The organism is Litchfieldia sinesaloumensis, assembly GCF_900156865.1.
GTDB classification, from domain to species: domain Bacteria; phylum Bacillota; class Bacilli; order Bacillales; family Bacillaceae_L; genus Ferdinandcohnia; species Ferdinandcohnia sinesaloumensis.
This window is the reverse complement of the sequence record NZ_LT732529.1, coordinates 3,105,191-3,125,357: the sequence shown is the minus strand read 5'-3', so window position 1 is coordinate 3,125,357 and position 20,167 is coordinate 3,105,191. Positions and strand designations below refer to the sequence as shown.

Genomic DNA, 20,167 nt, shown 5'->3' with positions numbered 1-20,167 from the left:
TAAAGGGAATGATTATTTATGCATATTTGTTTTCTAGCACCAGCTAATTCAATTCATACCGTAAGATGGGTTAATTCTTTAGTTAATCGTAATCATAAATTGACACTTCTAACCATGCACCCACCAGAAGAGCATGAAATCGACTCTCGAATTGATATTATTTTGCTTCCATTTCGAGCACCGCTAGGATATTATTTGAATTCGGTGAAAGCAAAAAAAATAATTTCTGAATTAAAGCCTGATATTCTTAACACCCATTATGCAAGTGGATACGGTACCCTATCAAGGTTTATTAATTATAAGCCAACATTATTATCTGTTTGGGGAAGTGATGTATATGACTTCCCATATGAAAGTACATCTAAACAAAAAATTTTAGTGAAAAATCTAAGAGCCGCGGATCGGTTGGCATCGACTAGCCATGTTATGAAAAAGCAAACTGAAAAGTTTAGTCCCAAGGGAATGAAGATAGAAGTTACTCCTTTCGGTGTTGATATGAATCGATTTAAACCTAGTAGTAAAGAAAAAGCTAATAACCAGATAACAATCGGTATGATTAAGGCATTAGAATCAAAATACGGTCCTGAATACCTGATTAAAGGCGTTCACTTATTAATAGAACGATTAAAGAAAGAATATAAATATAAGATTGTTGATCAAATCAAGCTTCTGATTGTTGGTAAGGGGTCACAGCTTAAAGAACTACAGGATTTAGTCACTGAGTACCAAATGGATGAAATTGTTACTTTCACTGGAGCGGTTCCACATACAGAAGTGCCGGCATATTTACATAAAATAGATATATACTGTGCTCCTAGTACCCTTGACAGTGAAAGCTTCGGTGTTGCAATAGTAGAGGCCTCAGCATCTGGATTACCAGTCATAGTTAGTAATGTAGGTGGTCTTCCTGAGGTAGTTAAGGACAAAGAAACAGGGTTTGTCGTAGAGCCCAAAAACGCAGAAGAGATTTCTGAAAAATTATATGACCTTGTAAACGATGAAGCTTTAAGAGAACGTTTAGGTAAACAAGGTAGAATTTTTAGTGAATCCCTGTATGACTGGGAAGAAAATGTTTCTATTATGGAATCTATATATAAGGATATGACTAGTATTAAGGAGTGATTACTATGAAAGTAAGAAAAGCAATTATTCCAGCTGCTGGATTAGGTACAAGATTTTTACCTGCAACAAAGGCACAACCAAAGGAAATGCTTCCAATCGTTGATAAACCAACAATTCAATATATTGTTGAAGAAGCAATTGAATCAGGTATTGAAGATATAATAATTGTAACTGGTAGAGGAAAACGTTCAATTGAAGATCACTTTGATAAGGCATATGAATTAGAAGATACTCTAGCTAAAAAGGAAAAATATCAACTGTTAGAAGAAGTACAAGCTGTTGCGAATTTTGCGAATATCCATTACATTCGACAAAAAGAACCAAAAGGGTTAGGACATGCCATTTACTGTGCAAGTCGTTTTATTGGTAATGAACCATTTGCAGTATTGCTAGGAGACGATATAGTTCAATCTCAAACGCCAACATTAAAACAACTAATTGACATTTATGATGAATATCAATCTCCGGTAATTGGTGTTCAGCCTGTTGAAGAGTCTGACGTGTCTAAATATGGAATTATTCAAATTAATCATCAGCTCTCTGAAAAACTTTTTGAATTAAGTTCTTTAGTTGAAAAACCTTCTATTCAGGATGCTCCATCTAATTACGCTATCATGGGTCGCTATGTATTAACGCCCGAAATATTTTCAATTCTAGAAAACCAAAAGCCTGGTAAAGGTGAAGAAATACAACTAACGGATGCAATCAATCGATTAAATGAAATTGAAAAGGTTATGGCATTACATTTTGATGGGAAAAGGTATGATATTGGTGATAAATTGAGCTTTATACAAGCTACAATTGAGATTGCGCTTAGTCGTCAAGAATTTTCAAACGAACTTAAACAATATTTAATAGAACTAACCAAGACTTTTCGTTAAGACTCATATTGAGTCTTTTTTTTTGGATAATTTTTCGTGTTTATTCTTTACTATCAATCATGTATTCTATCTAAGGGTTAACAAAACTCATAAAAAAGTTATACAACGATATAAAAAAATATGTCTAAATTTGACACAATCTAGCATAAATTCGATATAATAAGAGGCTAGGAGGGGAGTGATGATGATAAAAAGTAATAAAAAGATATTATTAGTTACCTTATTGTACACTTTTTGTTTGCTGCTGGGGATTCCAGGAATTTCGATGGCTAATGAGGTTAAATCAAATGAAGTGCAGCAACCTTTGAATCAACAAATAGAAACTGTTGAGATTCTTGAACATTCTAGCTCACAAGAAGAAAAGGCACAGATACTTGTAAAGTTAACTAATGATATTCAATTGCAGAATGAGGAAGGAAAATTGATTGGGACCTTATTAAAGGGTGCTATAGTATTTGTGAGCCAAGCGGAAGATGGAAACTATTTCTTTCAAATGGGGGATCAAGTAATAAATGCAGAGCAAATCCCATTCGAAACTCTTGATGATGCAGATACTAGTTTCTATAAAAATAGTTCCGACCTATCTGAATTCATGGTTCCAAACCTTACGAATATCTATTCAGAAGATTTGACGTCTGTTTTAGGGACAGTTGAACCTTCTCAATCTTTGAGAGTCTTTGATGAAAACGATGAGGTAGTAACAGTCATTTTTGGTAATGTTCTTGGAAAGATAGTAAAAACTGAGAATATGGAAGAAAGTGAAGAAGCTATTGTATCAGTCGATGAAGAGGTAGAAGAAGAGGAAGTTTCCCAACCTATAGAAGACGTAAACGAACAAGCTCAATCACAAACTATAACTTCAGACTTAATTATGCCACAACAAAAACAAATAGTGCAGAGAGTTGCTACTCAGCCAGTTTTTACGGGGAAAGAAAAGTACTTTAAGTCGAATGAAGCAAATGTCCCTATTTATTTGAATCAAAATGGTTCTAATGTAAAAGTTGGTGAATTGGTTGAGGGGCAAGAATATGTTATTCTCAGTCAAATTGAGGGCTTTGTCCGAGTTAAGTTTGGAAATCAAAATGCCTATGTAAGAAAGTCAGCAATTTTACCTAGTAATGGATCTACAATTAAGAATCTAAACAAAGGGAAATCAAATTCTGACCGATACTTTACAGCTAATCGGAATTTACCTGTATATGACAATACTTCTGGTAGTTTGGTAGAATTCGCTAAAATCCAGAATGGAGAGACATATCCTGTCATCAGACAATCATCTACAAACTGGTTTGAAGTCGATTTGGGAGGAAGAATTGGTTATGTGTATATTCCACATGTAATCACTAAAATAAATACCTCCGATAAGTATTTTACAGTTGCCACAGATGAAACCTATGTATATGTAAATAGAAATGGTAAAAGTATTCCTGTTGCACGTTTAGCTAAAGGACAAGAATATGCAATAATTGGACATATTACAGGGTTTGTAAGGATTAAATACGGTTCTTCCTTCGCTTATGTCAGAAATGGTCATATTGTGCCATCATCTGGAATTAGCATAAAGAATGTGAATAATTCTACATCAGATTCAGGAGAGTCAATTCGAGCAAGGCAAAGTCTAGTAGTATATGACAATACTTCTGGTAGTCTTGTTGAAATGGGGACAATCAACCCAGGAGAATACTACCCATTCATTAGACAGACTTCTACTTATTGGTTGGAAGTCGACTTTGGAGGAAGAATTGGTTATGTATATAAACCGCATCTTGAAATGTTCTTCTCATCCAATGATAAGTATTTTCAGTCACTTTTTAGTAAGGTAAACATCTATTTGAACGAGAATGGTAAAAACGTTACAGTTGGAAACTTGGTAAAAGAACAGCAATATGTGATCCAGAGCCGTACTGAAGGGTTCTTTAAGATAAAATACGGTCATGGCAGTGCATACGTAAGGATGAGTGATGTTCATCCTTCAACCGGTGGGGGATTACGCGGCGTTGATACAGGTAAAAAAGTGTCAACTACAACTTTTACAACGGTTAAAAAGACCTCTATTGTAACCGAAGGTGATTTAGTTGAATTTGTAACTCTTGAGCCGGGATTAACATATCCAATTATTCGTCAGTCTTCCAGAGAATGGCTTGAAGTCTCAATTGGAGGACGAATAGGATATATTTACAAACCTGATGTTCAGATTGGACCATTTATTTCTTATGTTTATAATCAATATGATCTTTCTTTAGAAGAATCATTGGTTAAACAAATGGCCTCATCTCCACCGCCACAGACTGATAAGTATTATGATACGTTTGTGTCAAAAGATCATATTCGACTGGATTCATCTGATCCAACGGTTGGTTATGTAACAGCTACAACATTGAACGTTAGAGGTGGAGCATCAACGGATTTTTGGGTTGTTGCAAAGCTAAGCAATGGTGCCAAGGTTAATATCGTTGATGAGAAAAATGGTTGGTACCAAATCGAACACAAAGCAATGTGGAAAAATGCTAGCCCTGAAGATACACTATATTACTTAGATCCAAACAATTTCAGTCGTGATTCATCAGCTTTCTATCAGTTCATGAAACTATCCGGAACTGCTGGTGTTACTGCAACCGAAGTGAATGAAAAAATTCTTAAGGATAAAGGAATATTAACAGGACGAGCATCAGTTTTTATTGAAGCCGGGCAAGTAAACAATATTAATGAAGTCTATCTACTTTCACATGCTTTACACGAGACTGGAAATGGTAAGTCTCCACTTGCTACAGGTGTGAAGATTAATAGAAAATATAATGAAGATGGTCAATTGGTAATTGACATATTAGATGCTTCCGCTACTTCGTATGATAATATCGTATATAATATGTACGGTATTGGAGCGGCTGATTCATGTGCACTAAAATGTGGCGTTGAAAAGGCATATTATGAAGGTTGGACTACCCCAGACAAGGCAATTATTGGTGGAGCTAAATTCATTGCGGAAAAGTATGTTCATAATCAAAAGAATACATTATATAAAATGAAGTGGAATCCAGAAACTCCAGGAGCATACTTATATGCTACTGATATCGGGTGGGCAGTTAAACAAACAAGCAGAATTCATGATCTGTATCGTTTGCTGGATGGCTATTCCATCACTTTTGAATTACCAGTTTATCGACAGTAATATAAAAGGCCTGAATCTAAAAAATTTATATAGATATTGGTCTTCTAGACATGAGTTCTGATATACTTCGGACTCATGTCTTTTTATATTTCTTAAAGTTGCTTTTGAATATGTGTAAAAACACTCTATGATAGGTACTTATACTCTTACCTATTTTATAAAGATAATAATCCTATAGTTAATACAAACATAGATTTAGTTACTACAACTATTTCCTGTACCTGTAAACTGTTTTATTATAGTATATTTCTTTCAGGCAGAATGATAATTGTTGGCTTCTGGCTAGAAAAATACCCCCCACTTTAATGTGGGGGGTATTACTATTTTCAGTTGTTGTTTTCATAACCATATTGGTTAGCTTGTTGTAAACCAAGATGATTCATAAGCTCATTATGAACTTCATTTACTGAATCTTCATCTGGGATAATATAAGAAATTCCATTTATCGTGTCACTATGTCCTTCTAGTGTAAGTGTTTCAATATTATTAGAACCGAAATTTGGATATTGCTTAAGAATCGCAAGTAAATCTCTAACCTTTAAGTTTGTTTGGATATTGTTGCCTATTTCTTTAGAGATTTTATCTATTTTCATTACAGAAGATGGTTTTACCAACTCATCAATAACTGCCATTACGATTTGCTTTTGTCTTTCGTTTCGACCAATATCACCCATAGGATCCCGATATCTCATTCGTGCATAGGTTAATGCTTCATCGCCATCTAACTTCATCCTACCTTCGGTAAAGTAATATTTGGTGTTCCAATCACCCTGTTTATAATCCCAAAAGTCAAAAGGTACGTCAACAGTGACACCACCAAGAATATCAATAGTATTCACAAAGCCTTCAAAGTTGATAGTTGCATAATAATCAATTGGGATATCAAGGTAATTCTCAACTGTTTTTATTGTTAACTCTTTCCCACCTGAAGAATATGAGTGATTAATTTTATCCTTTTTTTGCTTTCCGGGAATTGTTACAAGCGAATCCCTTGGTATACTAACTAGCTTCATTGATTCATCATCAGGATTAAAAGTAGCTACCATTAAAGTATCTGATCGACCACCCTTACCTCCACTAGTATAATCCTCAATACCCATTAGTAATACAGAGAAGGGATCCTTACTTATAGTTACTTCTTCCTCCCGTAACTCCGATTTACTGCCTCGGTCTATTTCTTCATATGAGTTGTTTGCTGCCTTCATAGCGGAGTAGAAAACATAACCGCCAAACGCAAGAATAATAATCAGAATAAATAAAAATATTCTTAAAAAAATCCTACGCTTTCTTTTCTTTCTCTTTTTTACGGATTCTCTTGACATATTCACTTTAATTTCTCCTCTTTATTAGAAGCTTATTTAATCTAACTTCTTTTCTAAATACTCCACAACACCGTTAGAAATCTCGGCTTGTCCATTTGTAAGCTCTGTCATCCATTCAGTAAATAGTGGTGTTTGGGCTTCTTCTACATAGGTTTCGATTTCTACTGCATCAATATACTTAATTTCTTTGATTTGATAGATAGACGAGCGAAGTTCGTTTTCTACTTTCCCGAGCCAGGTGTAATCAATTTTAGTATGCATCACCCTCATTAACCTACGCTCAACGATGCCTGTTGCTTGTAATCCTTCTGAGGTTGACTTGCCGTAAGCGCGGATAAGTCCTCCTGCTCCTAATTTTATTCCTCCAAAGTACCTAGTTATGACAACAACTGTGTCTTTTAACTTTTTTTTCTTTAGTACTTCTAGTATTGGTACTCCAGCAGTACCACTTGGCTCACCATCATCATTTGCTTTTTGAATATGATCGTGCTCCCCAATCAGGTATGCTGAACAATTATGAGTTGCGTCCCAGTTTTGCTTTTTTATCTTTTGAATGAATTCTTGTGCTTCTTCTTCAGTTGTTGCACGATTTATATACGCAATAAAGCGTGATTTCTGAATAATTATTTCATGCTCGCCATACCCTTTTACTGTATAATAGGATTGAAGCAATGCGTAATACCTCCTAGCTGGGCTTTACTACGAAAAAATTGGTTAGATAACGGAGTGCGACAAGATTCGACACTTACGGATTTCTTTTGTAAATTTTTGCCCATTCTTATATTATAAAACGACATTATTTTTACATCAATGTTTTGTTTTGCCATAGGTCGAATGTAATACAATTGTAATTGATTTGATACCTTTTCAAAAACAATTCGATATATAATCTAGAATGTGGAGGTGGAAACATGGCCACCAAAGGGCTTGATATCAAGCTGCTTGATTCGATATTGGAAAAAATGGTGCATACCGTTGATCATAGTAAAGAAGAAATTTTCAGGATTGGTGAGCAATCACGGCAAGAGTTTGTTTCATTAACGGATGAGTTAAAGGCGATTAAAGAGCGAGTTGGGACCATTATTGATGATGTGGACCGCTTGGAAAACCATTCTCGCTTTGCGAGAAAGAGGCTCTCCGAAGTAAGTGGTCAGTTTAATAAGTATTCTGAAGATGAAATTCGAAATGCGTATGAGAAGGCTCACGATTTGCAGATGCAATTAACTGTGGTTAGGCAGGAAGAAAAGCAGCTGCGTGAACGTCGTGATGAGCTTGAACGACGATTGGTTGGTTTACATGAGACTATTGAGCGTGCGGATCATCTTGTTGGTCAAATATCCGTCGTTCTTAATTATTTAAATAGTGATTTTAAAATGGTTGGCGAGCTTTTAGAAGATGCCAAGCAAAAACAGGCATTCGGCTTAAAAATCATTGAGGCACAGGAAGAGGAGCGTCGAAAACTATCTCGAGAGATTCATGATGGACCAGCTCAAATGCTAGCGAATGTCATGCTACGTTCGCAAATTATCGATAAGGTCTACCGGGAGAGTCCGGAACAAGGGGTTCAGGAAATTCATGATTTGCGTAAAATGGTGCGTTCGGCGCTGTACGAGGTACGCCGGATTATCTATGATTTACGTCCAATGGCATTGGATGATCTTGGATTAATTCCGACCCTCAAAAAATACCTATCCACTATCGAAGAATATAACGACAAGACTAAAATTTCGTTTGTGTTTATTGGTTCAGAAAAAAGAATTCCTTCGAAGTTTGAAGTGGCCTTATTCCGATTGGTTCAGGAAGCTGTTCAAAATGCCCTCAAACATGCAGAAGCACGAGAGATTGTTGTGAAATTAGAATTAACGAGAGATCATGTAACGGTAGTAGTGAAGGACAATGGTAAAGGGTTTGATATTCGTGAAAAGAAAAAGGACTCATTTGGTTTAATCGGAATGCGTGAGCGTGTCGATTTACTAGAAGGACACCTAACGATTGATTCAAGCGTTGGTGCAGGAACAGTTATCATGATTCAAGTACCATTTGAAGTTTGATTTCTCCCTTTCTAGGTACGAGATGATTTCAGATTTACTTCATGATACGTTACAAGAAATGGTTAAATTACTATAAATTACTAATAGATATAACAAAATCAATAGGAAAAGTATGAAATCGTAACGTTAATACTGCCAAAGGCGTATTGACCGAAATTGCCTCAATTGTAAAATGAAAGGGGGAGGCGTTATTTTATGAAAACAAACATAGTTATTATTGATGATCACCAATTATTTCGCGAGGGTGTAAAACGTATACTAGATTTTGAACCAACCTTTCAAGTCGTAGCAGAGGGTGATGATGGGGCAGAGGCGCTAACATTAATTGAGAAGCATAAGCCAGATGTTGTTATCATGGATATCAATATGCCTAACTTGAACGGAATTGAAGCAACGAAACAATTAATAGACACATACCCTGATACGAAGGTCATTATATTATCAATCCACGATGATGAAAGCTATGTGACGCATGCCCTTAAAACTGGAGCAACTGGTTATTTATTAAAAGAAATGGATGCAGATTCTCTAGTCGAAGCTGTCAAAGTCGTCGCAGAAGGTGGATCTTACTTACATCCGAGGGTAACCCATAATTTAGTGAAGGAATTCCGTCGACTAGCTGTTGCAAGTGGTCAATCAGTACCAACACAATCATACGCAACAGTGGAAGTACGCCGTCCATTACATCTATTAACAAGACGTGAATGTGAGGTTCTTCAACTATTGACTGATGGAAGAAGCAACCGTGGAATTGGTGACGATCTCTATATCAGTGAAAAAACGGTTAAAAACCACGTAAGTAACATTCTGCAAAAAATGAACGTAAACGACCGTACCCAGGCCGTTGTAGTAGCAATTAAGAATGGTTGGGTAGAAGTTAAATAAATGAATAGAAATGTAGAAAGCTAAGCTCTGGATAAGGGGCTTAGCTTTTTTGTGTTTTAATTTCTTTTTTACTCTTTTTAATTGAAGAAATTAACACTATAAAAATATCATTCATCTCCCAATATCCCCCATTCCAAAATACTGGAAAGAAAAATTTGGTTAACTATTAAAAAATATCCTAAAATATGATAAATTTGTACTATGCCATTCGACACAAGGAGCGTTTTATGACAAAATTCTACCTCTTATTAGACGAAAGTGGTGACTTTATAAAGGATCTTAATGGGAAAGAAGTCCCTTCAATCGTGGGCGGGCTATTATTCTCTCCTGATAAAGGCCTAAGTCTTAAAGGTATTAGTGATATCTTTATAAAGTCATGTACAAAACACAGCTTAGATTCAGAACATTTCCACAGTACCGAATTACCAAAAGACACTTTTTCAAATTTTGCGATTGATTTATTAACAGATTTAAAAGCGAATGGTGCTTCATATGTCATTTTTGAAAATGTGGAACGAGTTAAAATTGTGGATGCCTCTACTACTTATATTAATATACTTTCCGAAGGGCTCATTCAGCTCTTTCAAACCCTATCAACAACCGAGGAGTCTGTCGAAATTGAAATTATTGCTGCACTACGAATGAAACCGATTAGTGGTGTAGACGGTAAAACATATTTGCGAGAAATACCGATAGACGACTATCAAGTAAGACTAGAGGAAAAGCTTGCGATTGGACTTGCAAGAAGAAACTTAGCTTCTTCCATACATAATTGGAAATGGACCTTCTCTATCGGTTCAGCTAGAAGGGATAATCACCTGAAAGTAGCTGATACCATCTGTCATTCTTATTTTAGAAAAGATAGAAAGTTCACTAGCGAACAACAAGCAGTACTACTCGACTTATTTGGTCATGATTATCTATTTACGTTATTTGATCATGAATCCTCGATCTCAATTAAGAGATTGCTATCAAATGGGATGGTTGGTATGGCCGTGTTTGAGTGGGTAGTCGCTGATCGTTTTTCAAGTCGTAAGGACCATAGTCAGTTTCATGAAAATGAGTTTCTTGATTTAATTCTGACTCGTTTGCAGCAGCTACCCCACCATGCGCGTAAGGCTGAGTTCCAGGTATTTCTGACTACATTACAGAATTTGAATCATGTAGAGCGTGACTTTACGAAAGCAAAGGAAACGTTAGAAAAGGTGACAACCTCCCTTATCCCAAAGATGAAAGAGCGTGGAATCACGGCTCATTTATTTTATCTAGATGCCTATTTAAGTTTGTTTACAACAGCTACGCACCAGGGGCATATCAGGCTTGCTGAGGAGCAGATTGAAAACATCAGAGAGGTTCTCCCTGAACTCGGTAAGAAGTGGGAGAACATTGATTATGTTATTGACTTTATGCTTCGTGAGGCCGTTCACGACTTAAATAAATATGATTTTGATCGCGTCATTGAAAATATGGCGAAGGTAGAGGAGTTTATCACACAGATGATTTCGATTCTACCAATTGCAGGTGAGATTCCTTATTTCCAACAAGATGACTTGTATTCAGATTTGCTTGGCAAAACACTTGGGAATCGACTACAGGCCCATTTTATGAGGGCGGCATCTAGTGACACTCCTCTAGAAGACTATGAAAATGCAATTCGTGACTCTGATTCGGCATTCCAACAGTTTAAAGAAGAGCATCACTTACATAGACAGTACCAATATCGAGCACAAATTGAATGCAATCGTGGAAATGTTGAATCTTCGTTTGAGTATTTATGTCGTTCTTATGGATTACCAACAACAACATCATTTGATGAGTTTCTCAACTTTATTGTGAAACAACCAAAAGCTAGTTTTCTGTTTGGGCTGATGCATTATACGCGATTGATGGCAGCTACGTCAGACGTGCATCCGTATGCAGATGAGATGTACAAGGCACTTCTAGCTACCAATATGTTAAAGAATAAGTATGTAACATCTGAAGACAATTTCCATCCGTTACAGATTATTAATTGGAAGATTGGTTGTTATCTAGCGAAAAACGAAAGCTATTCAGCAGCTCAGCCCTATTACCAGAAGGCTATTTCAATATGTAATGCCGATTCAGAGTGCTTAACTCTCCGTTCGATTGGTATTGGTATCTCGTTTGAACAGGCATCATTCCTTTTAGCAGGAGGAAAAAAGACACAAAAAGAAGCAAAAAATGCGATGAAATCAGCATTGAAAATTTACGACCGATTTATTGAAGAAAGCCTCCCATCTAGTATGGAAGATTTCTTTGCTAGCTGGAAGTCAGATTTAGTAAAACTTGAGCAATGTACCGATGAAGAAAAAAGTAGAATTTTATATGCATTCTCCACAAAAATTCCATATTAGAGGTGTAAATCGATGATCAATCAAATAGTAGAAGCGACTGAGGAATGGTTAAGCAAGGAACTGGGATCACTTGCGCCTTCCTTTATTTGGTCAGAGGCAGAACAAAAGGAAATTGATGAAATTCATGATGTCAAACGTTGGTTTGATTATTTGAAGGATAATGGTGTCATTCCAAATCATTTCCGACTAGAGGCGTTTACAATCCCTCGTCTTGATTCGTTTGATGGAGACGATATACTCGTTGTTTATCAGGAAGGTGCGCTTTGGACTGGATATCCTCTTACTCGCTTCACATCCTTTACAGGCAGATGGAATAAGCAAGGAATGCTAGACTTCCTGCGTATGCTATTTCCAGCTATCGATGAGGTTCAAGAGCCTCAACTAGATACGAATGAAAGCCCGGAGGATGCGCCAATAACGGATGGATTAGATAGTTGGGGTACAGTCAATTCGTATGTGTCTGATATCGTGGAAGCTCCTTCCCTTGAAGGCGTTGATTTTAGTAAGTTAGATGACCTAGTTGGACCTGATGAAGATATCGACGACGACGAGGGTGACGAAGAAATCAGCTATGTGGAATATGAGTACAGTAGTAACACTGATTTTGATGATGATTTTGAAGACGACTTTGATAATGAGATTGAAGAAGTTGAAGTGAATGCAGATACATCAGAAGAAGTAGATTCGGAATATATTTCGCGGTTATTAGAGGGAATCAATGAAAAATTAGGTGAAAGTATTCTAACTGTAGAGGAATGTGTGCAAGAAGCGATTGACTTGGCGTCGCAAAAGAAGGGTTCTAAGAAACTTGTACGCATGATGTTAGAGGTTGAGGAAAACTTAACCGATTTGCAGAAACAGCTAACTTCAGAACCAGATGAGGAGTAAACATGAATATTCAAGATATTGTAAAAGACTATAAACTCTTCGTTGATACGAGTACTTGGATGACCCCGCATGCCAGCGGTTTTATGGAAAAGAAACTAACCACGGTCCTTCAAGCTTCCAGTAAGCAAATTATTGTTCCGCTACGCATTATCCAGGAAGTCAATAAGATGATGGATCATGATGACCGTGAAAAGCGGCATCGCGGAAAGGCTGCAGGGAAATTACTTCAGACTTACTTGAACCAAGGATTGGCTTCTGTTTTTGGAGATAAAAGTGACCCATTTGCAGATCAAACGTTTCTTTATGTATTCCAGCAGTTTCGAGTGAAATACAACCTGGCATTGATTACTCAAGACCGTGGATTGGCACATGATATTTTAAATTTGAACAATCAGCAGGCGGTTCAAGGGAAACGGATCTATGCCTTTCGTGTGAATGAAGCGGGGAATCTAGAGGAGTGGAATTTTGAGAGAAGTGCGCCAAGACCACCACAGCAACCCTCTACGGGGACTCGTCCTGTTAGTCCGAAGCGACACCGAACCGATCCACCACCTAAGCCAAATGAGAAATTTGCGTTAGGAACAAAGATCGTTACACAAAAAGAAACAAAAATGCAGATAAGTCGAGTTCCAGACATAAACGAGACCGTATACTCAAAAGTGTATGGGAATCTTCGTTTAAAAGAAGAGATTGGAGCGGGTGGAGAAGGGAAAATCTTTCTTTCGTCTAATGGGATGGTTTGTAAGATTTATAAAAAGGACCGGATTACCCACGAGCGCTATCACAAATTAAGAAGAATGCTAGAAGTTCCTATCGATAAAAAGGGGATTTGTTGGCCAAAAGATATTTTAACCAATAGTAGCAATGAGTTTGTTGGGTACATCATGGAAACAGCAGAAGGGAAACCGATGCAAACCACGATGTTCCTGCGACCGGTTTTAAATAAGAATTTTCCACACTGGACCCGGAAAGACCTTGTTCAACTTGGGATTACCATTCTGAATAAAATCATCTATTTGCATGAACGTAACATCATCATTGGGGATATCAACCCAATGAACATTTTAATCAAAAATGAGAAGGAAGTTTTCTTCGTTGATACGGACAGCTATCAGATTGAGAATTATCCATGTCCTGTTGGAACGATTAATTTTACGGCACCAGAGCTACAAGGGAAAAACTTCTCAACCTTTTTAAGAAGCTTCTCGCATGAATATTTTGCTGTTAACACGCTCATTTTTATGATTTTGCTACCGGGTCAGCCTCCGTATTCACACCAAGGGGGAGGAACACCAGGTGAGAATATCAAGCAATTAGGCTTCCCTTATCCGCTTGGTAAGGAAGGACCAGGGACTGTACCGGATGGTTCGTGGAAATATATTTGGAGTCACTTGCTGTATGATCTTAAGGAAGCATTGTTTAATACGTTTAACGGTAAGAAGCGTGCGACACCAGAAGAGCTGAAAGATATTCTTGTTAAATATAGACAAACCATTTCAAAAGGGCATTTAAGCGATGAGCTGTTTCCAGATGGTATGAAGATCCCACCTGGAAGTGAAGCGGTCCTAGTTTGTACGGAATCAACATGTAAAAACCCGCATGTAAAGGTACATATTGATTTTAAAAACAAAGTAGAAAGCGGTGGCGGCCGTTATATCTGCGATAAGTGCAGATTCAGAATAAGGATTATGAGAGAGTGGGAAAAAATGCGGTCTGGTCAGACTGGGAGTGGTCAAGCTCAGTCATCATCATCTGATAATCGACCAGGAAGACCTGCGCCAAGGCCGACAAGCGGGCCGAATAACAATCGCCCGAGACAACCGAGACCTACTACGAATCCGTCTGGTCAGTCAAGTCCAACTCAGAGGCCGACACGACCGAATACAGTACCAAAGCAACCTGTAAGAACAACGACAAGTTCTACAACAAATGAACCGAAAACGGTACTAGATCGGGTCATTAATGTGTTGAAGCGATTCAATAAATAATTTTTGGAGGAATTTACTATGTCATATCATTCACAAGAAGAATTTACACTATCACAAATTGAACTATACGAAAATCCATCTACGAGACTACCAATTTGTCTTGTGCTCGATACAAGTTACTCCATGAATGGAGAACCAATTAAAGAATTAAATAAGGGTGTTAAGCTGTTCATGGAATCGATTCGTAAGGATGACATGGCTTCAGCTTCAGCGGAAATCTCCATGGTTACGTTTGGAGGAGAAGTGAAGCAGTTATTTGACTTTGGAAGCATTCACCGTCAAACCATCCCGCACCTATCTGTTAACGGATTAACACCAATGGGTGAGGCTGTTAATTTGGCAGTTGATCTCTTAGAAAGAAGAAAAAACATGTATTCTCAATCAGGTGTTAGCTATTTCCAACCATGGATTGTGATTATGACAGATGGTGCGCCAACTGATGATATTTCCTTGGCGTCTAGACGTACTTCTGATTTAGTTAATAACCGTAAATTAACGATTTTCCCATTAGGTATTGGACCTAATGCAGATATGGAAACATTAAAGATGTTCTCTCCAAATCGCCCACCATTAAAAATCAAAGGATTGAACTTCGTTGAGTTCTTCGAGTGGTTAAGTAGCAGTGTATCTGCGATTTCGGCTTCAACTCCAGGAGAGAAAGTGAATCTTGATGTGGATGCCATTCAAAAATGGGCAGTACTTTAATAAAAGGAAGAGATAGATGACAATCACACATTGGAAATATGCCAGTGCCCAAGCGATTGGGCGTGGTCATATTAAACAGCAAATACCATGCCAAGATTTTACATTTTGTGTGCAAACACAAGACATGACCATTTTAGTTTTAGCAGATGGTGCAGGATCTGCGCCTTCTTCTCATATTGGAGCAAAAACAATTGTTCATAAAATGGTGGAGATTCTTCAACATCATTTTGAAGAGATGTTTCGTGAAGAGGACCAACTTCTGCTTCGCAAAAGAATTATCGGGATTCTTTTAAAGAAATTAGAAGAAATTGAAGACTTCAGTGGCAACATCAAGGAATATGCTTCAACCCTTCTCTATGTGGCGATAAAAGGTGATCGCTACCTAGCAGGTCATATCGGAGATGGTGTAATCGGACTTCAAGTGGCTGGAGGAAACTTCAAGGTTCTCTCCAATCCTGAAAATGGTTTATTTGCGAATACAACGTATTTCATCACGTCTGATGAAGCTTGGAGATACCTTAGACTCTATAAGGGAGAAACGGTAGGGAAAACGGGTTTTATCCTAATGTCAGATGGAACCGCAGATTCCTTATTTAATAAAAAAGCACAAGGCTTCGCACCAGCAATCCCTAGGATGCTTGACTGGCTTCGAAACCATCCAAATGAAAAAATCGCCGAAGTGCTCAAAACCAACTTGGATTCGGTGATTAAACAACAAACCCAGGATGACTGCAGTATTGCACTCGCAGGTCTAACATCATGGGAGCCAGAAGAGTTGCTGGAAGCATCACCTGAATACCTGGCAAATTTTATCGGAGTACACAGTAGCTTACTCGCTGAAGAAACAGAAACACTTTCCGACACGGAAGAGTTCACAGCAGCCACTGAAGACCAGCAACAAGCTGAGGAAACCACAGATGAGTATGAATCTGACGAGACATATCTCGAAGAGGACATAATCATGACTGAGTCTGATGCGGACGAAGAAGATTCGGTAGAAGAATACGAAGAGCTTGATGAAGAAGCAGAAATACTAGAGTACGAAGAACCACTCAGCAAAGACTCTGAGGAACCTGAAACAGATGAAGAAAATGAAGTAGCAGAAGTGGAAGGTAAATAAAAAATTTAAAATCACATCTAATAAAACTAACGTGAAATGGAGGGGGGAACCATGGAAACGCTAAGGAAATTGCAATTTATAGACCGTAAAGCAATCCAATCCATTGATCGATTATTCGTATTTTTTAGCTTAGGCTATTTACTTTTATATTTTCAAAATGGCTCTACTATCAACTTAGTTACAACCCTATTTATCGTAGCCATTCATGTCTTTAACTATCTAGCAAAAGTCCAATCCAATGTTTTATATGCGGGATTTGGCTATAGCTTCGTTGCATTCGGTCTTTTATATCATTTCTACCCGAATGTAGCCGACATGAAATTATTATTCTTTATACCTTTTATTCTCTTTTTTGTTGTGATGTTACGTGAATTCTCTAGTAATCTCCTGACCGGATTTTTAATGGGATATTGGGGGCTACTCTTGTATTTCACGTTCACATCTGGTGCACCAGGGTTGCGAGCCTTCTTACTCCATTATGAAAACTACCATGCAATCTTGGAGCATGCTCTCTTTTTAGTCTTGACGGCCATCATCTTATTTTTATGTTCGAAAATGTATCCGTACCAACGTACAACGAAGACCATCAAGATTGCTCAATTACTTGTATGGATTGGAATCCCATTTATCCTGATTGTTTGGAATGGGGCAAATCCAGCTGAAGAACTCAAAACAGCGGGAATTTATATCGTCTTAGCGATTATCATGTACCGCTCGTTGATATTGGATAAAACGTCGCTTGCCTCGATTGCGTATGCGATTGTTACCTTTATTGTTTGTACGTTTATTAGACAGCATTTCGCCATCGAGAACTTTTATTTTATTTTACTCGCAACACTACTGGTCCTATTGTTGGTGAACTATTTTAAGATAAACGTCCGCTTTTTAATTGGCTTTGTGTTTACGTACTGGTTGATTCAGCTGATTGTTCTCTACCAAGGACTTGAAAATGGAGTCGTACCAACATTAGAAGTTATTTTCTCAAAGGATGGCATCACTGCAGCAATCAAATATGTATGGATTCCAGCCATCGTTGGCTTGTTGTGGTCGCAAAAAACATCCTTGATTGATACCTTAATTAAAAAATTAGAACAAGCGAATCAAAAGGTGAAACAACGAAAAAAAGATACGGTACCGGTCAATCGAGAATCTGTTCAAGGCAAACCAGTTAATCCAAGTACAAAAGGTTGGGATGAGTTATAGATGAGTACAAAAACAACACAATCAATTGATCTATTAAAAATCACCAATCAATATCGTATTTTTATTGATACGTGTATCTGGATGTATCCACCGTCAAAGGACTTTCTAACAAAAGTTCTTCCAGAAGCACTATTTGTTCGGAAAGCGACAACGAAGATCCCATACCGGGTGATTGAGGAAGTAACAAGAAGTGCAAAGAGTCCGGATAAAGAAAAGCGGAAGCGAGCGAAATTTGCAGCTAGAATGATAAATCTTTATTTAAAAGCAGGCTTGGCACAAGTTTTAGGGGATAAAGATGATCCAGATATTAACGACAAAACGGTTCTTTATGTGTTTCAGAAATACAGTGACCGCTATCTATTCTGTTTATTTACTAGAGACACAGCACTAGCAAATGATGTGTTTCAATTGCGAAATCAAAAGGCAGTTGATAATAAAGAATTCCTTATTTTTGGAATTGAGGACGATGGGTCGCCATATCAATGGAATTTCGCGAATGAAGCGAGTAAAGAACCTGTGCTCTTTCAATATAAAAATAAACCTAATTTTAAACGTGAAGCCACAATTGACCGCTCAGTTGTAGAAAATCACCGGTTGACCGTGAGAGATACGGTTCAAGTGGCTAGTGGTGATGGTGTTCAAACATTCAAACACGGTGAATTAACGCTTGGTGAGAAACTTGAAGTGAGCCATGATAGCACGTTGTTTCGTGTAAAAAAAGGCTTGGTTTGTAAAGTGTTTCATAAACAAAAACTGACACCGAATATGTATCAGAAATTAGTTGAAATGCTTGCGATGCCTGTCCATTTTCAAGATGTGAACTGGCCTATTGATTTGATTTTTACGAAGGATCAGTTGTTTCTCGGCTATTTGATGAAGGAAGCAAAAGGGACTTCACTCAAGCAGGTAGTAAGAACAAAAGCGCATTTAACATCGAAGTTTCCGAATTGGAATCGAAAGCATCTCGTCGAATTGGCTTTATCCTATTTGCGAACGGTCGGACAACTCCATGACCAAGGAATAGTGATGGGGAATGTGAACCTTGATCATATCATCGTGAAGAATGAAAAAAACCTAACACTTATACATGCAGATGGGTATCAAATTAACCAATTTCGTAGTGATCGCTCGCTGATTAATTTTACACCACAGGAAATCCTGACTCGAAGGGATGAGCTATTAAAGGATAAGAAGCATGATTACTATGCGATTGCGGTTGTGCTATTTGCGATTTTGTTCCCGGGTCGGTTACCTTACACGTTTCAAGGCTCAACCGTTACGGCGGAACATATTCTCAATAAGCGCTTTGAATTTCCGTTTCAACCGGTCTTTATACCAAATTATGAAAAGAGCCCTTGGACACTAATCTGGGCAGGACTTCCTTTTCATTTACGGCAACTCTTTCATCAAACCTTTGTTCAAAATCAACGAGTACCTATTGAGGTTTGGGAAACCGCGATACGCTTATACAGAGATAGTTTGAAAAATGAAGAAGTACCTACTGATCTATTTTTAAAAGATATCGATGATTTAAATGAAAGTAAGGTTTTCGCGAAATGTATGGCATGTAAAACCTATTTGCGTATTCCGGAAAAAGAATACATACGGATTACCGATGAGAATCCGAATCCATTATGTGAAAGATGCCACAATCTCTATGAAATCAAGTATCCATCTGGAATACAACCGTCAAAATCAAAGGAAACGAACCTTTACTGGACGGAACATACAACATTTCTTGAAGCGATATCAATGTTTAGAAGTGAAATGGGAGTGACGACTAGTGGATGATTTACGTCTGAAAAGCGAGGAACTGGTGAATAACCCTTCGACAAGAATGCCGATTTGCTTAGTGTTGGATGCAAGTGGTTCGATGACTGGTAATCCCCTTAAGCAACTGCGCCTTGGTCTACAGCAGCTTTTTAATGATTTACTACAAAACGAGGTGTCAAAGGCATCTGTTGAAATTTGTATCATCACATTTGGGGAAAAGGTGAAGACCGTCTTAGAATTCCAGCCCATCAAACCGACCATCCGTCTAAAAATCGGAACAGGTGGAGCCTCACCAATGGGAGAGGCGATGAAGGCTGCGGTGACTCAAGTAAAAGAGCGCGTGGCTCTGTATAAAGCACATGGAATTCAATATTACCAACCGTGGATTGTCCTCTTATCTGATGGGTCCCCGACAGATGAATTAGAAGAGTCCATCGAGCTTACGGTAAATGGAATCGAAAATGGAGAATTTACCATTTTTCCAATCGGTATCGGTGATCATGCAGATTTAGACGTACTAGAACGATATTCTCCAGTACGCCCACCACTTGTTTTAAGTGAAGTAAAGTTTAAAGAATTTTTCGCATGGTTAAGTGATAGTGTTAGCCGCGTCTCTGAATCCCAGCCATTTGAACAAATTCAATTATCTTCCATTGAAGATTGGTCTGAACTTAAGCGAAAATAG

General features: G+C 37.7%; 15 protein-coding genes. 13 read left to right on the top strand and 2 right to left on the bottom strand.

Going from position 1 to position 20,167, the window contains the following annotated elements; translation table 11 throughout:
- The first annotated feature begins 18 nt into the window (after window positions 1–18).
- From CZ490_RS15455 to CZ490_RS15445, 3 genes are all read left to right on the top strand, one after another.
- Window positions 19–1,122: a glycosyltransferase gene (locus tag CZ490_RS15455; protein ID WP_077619734.1), complete on the top strand. Its 1,104-nt coding sequence runs from the start codon at window positions 19–21 to the stop codon at window positions 1,120–1,122.
- Between the two features lie 5 nt (window positions 1,123–1,127).
- Window positions 1,128–2,003 (top strand): UTP--glucose-1-phosphate uridylyltransferase GalU, encoded by an 876-nt coding sequence (gene galU / locus CZ490_RS15450; RefSeq protein ID WP_077619733.1) that lies wholly within the window; start codon window positions 1,128–1,130, stop codon window positions 2,001–2,003.
- A gap of 184 nt (window positions 2,004–2,187) precedes the next feature.
- Window positions 2,188–5,172, top strand: coding sequence for an N-acetylglucosaminidase (locus CZ490_RS15445; RefSeq protein WP_159439966.1), 2,985 nt, complete (start codon window positions 2,188–2,190; stop codon window positions 5,170–5,172).
- Window positions 5,173–5,498: 326 nt separating this feature from the next.
- Here CZ490_RS15445 and CZ490_RS15440 read toward each other — a convergent pair whose 3' ends face one another.
- Entirely contained in the window at window positions 5,499–6,494 is a 996-nt protein-coding gene (locus CZ490_RS15440) for an LCP family protein (RefSeq protein ID WP_077621089.1), read from the bottom strand.
- Window positions 6,495–6,530: 36 nt separating this feature from the next.
- On the bottom strand, window positions 6,531–7,166 hold the full coding sequence (locus tag CZ490_RS15435; protein ID WP_077619731.1) for a YigZ family protein: 636 nt from the start codon (window positions 7,164–7,166) through the stop codon (window positions 6,531–6,533).
- Window positions 7,167–7,405: 239 nt separating this feature from the next.
- Between CZ490_RS15435 and CZ490_RS15430 the strand changes: the two genes are divergently transcribed.
- The 10 genes from CZ490_RS15430 to CZ490_RS15385 all read left to right on the top strand — a co-directional run bounded on the left by CZ490_RS15430 (window position 7,406) and on the right by CZ490_RS15385 (window position 20,167).
- Complete coding sequence (locus tag CZ490_RS15430) at window positions 7,406–8,545, top strand: sensor histidine kinase (protein WP_077619730.1); 1,140 nt, start codon at window positions 7,406–7,408, stop codon at window positions 8,543–8,545.
- Window positions 8,546–8,740: 195 nt separating this feature from the next.
- Complete coding sequence (locus CZ490_RS15425) at window positions 8,741–9,430, top strand: response regulator (protein WP_077619729.1); 690 nt, start codon at window positions 8,741–8,743, stop codon at window positions 9,428–9,430.
- 227 nt (window positions 9,431–9,657) lie between these two features.
- Entirely contained in the window at window positions 9,658–11,805 is a 2,148-nt protein-coding gene (locus tag CZ490_RS15420) for a hypothetical protein (RefSeq protein WP_077619728.1), read from the top strand.
- A gap of 12 nt (window positions 11,806–11,817) precedes the next feature.
- Entirely contained in the window at window positions 11,818–12,693 is an 876-nt protein-coding gene (locus CZ490_RS15415; RefSeq protein ID WP_077619727.1) for a hypothetical protein, read from the top strand.
- Window positions 12,694–12,695: 2 nt separating this feature from the next.
- Window positions 12,696–14,681, top strand: coding sequence for a protein kinase domain-containing protein (locus CZ490_RS15410; protein WP_077619726.1), 1,986 nt, complete (start codon window positions 12,696–12,698; stop codon window positions 14,679–14,681).
- A gap of 18 nt (window positions 14,682–14,699) precedes the next feature.
- Entirely contained in the window at window positions 14,700–15,386 is a 687-nt protein-coding gene (locus CZ490_RS15405) for a vWA domain-containing protein (RefSeq protein ID WP_077619725.1), read from the top strand.
- Window positions 15,387–15,402: 16 nt separating this feature from the next.
- Complete coding sequence (locus CZ490_RS15400) at window positions 15,403–16,506, top strand: PP2C family serine/threonine-protein phosphatase (protein WP_077619724.1); 1,104 nt, start codon at window positions 15,403–15,405, stop codon at window positions 16,504–16,506.
- Between the two features lie 51 nt (window positions 16,507–16,557).
- Window positions 16,558–17,709 carry a hypothetical protein gene (locus CZ490_RS15395; RefSeq protein WP_077619723.1) on the top strand — a complete coding sequence of 384 codons (1,152 nt, stop codon included), beginning with the start codon at window positions 16,558–16,560 and terminating at the stop codon, window positions 17,707–17,709.
- Window positions 17,710–19,500 carry a hypothetical protein gene (locus CZ490_RS15390; RefSeq protein ID WP_077619722.1) on the top strand — a complete coding sequence of 597 codons (1,791 nt, stop codon included), beginning with the start codon at window positions 17,710–17,712 and terminating at the stop codon, window positions 19,498–19,500.
- Window positions 19,493–20,167: a vWA domain-containing protein gene (locus CZ490_RS15385; RefSeq protein ID WP_077619721.1), complete on the top strand. Its 675-nt coding sequence runs from the start codon at window positions 19,493–19,495 to the stop codon at window positions 20,165–20,167. Before CZ490_RS15390 ends, CZ490_RS15385 begins: the two co-directional genes overlap by 8 nt.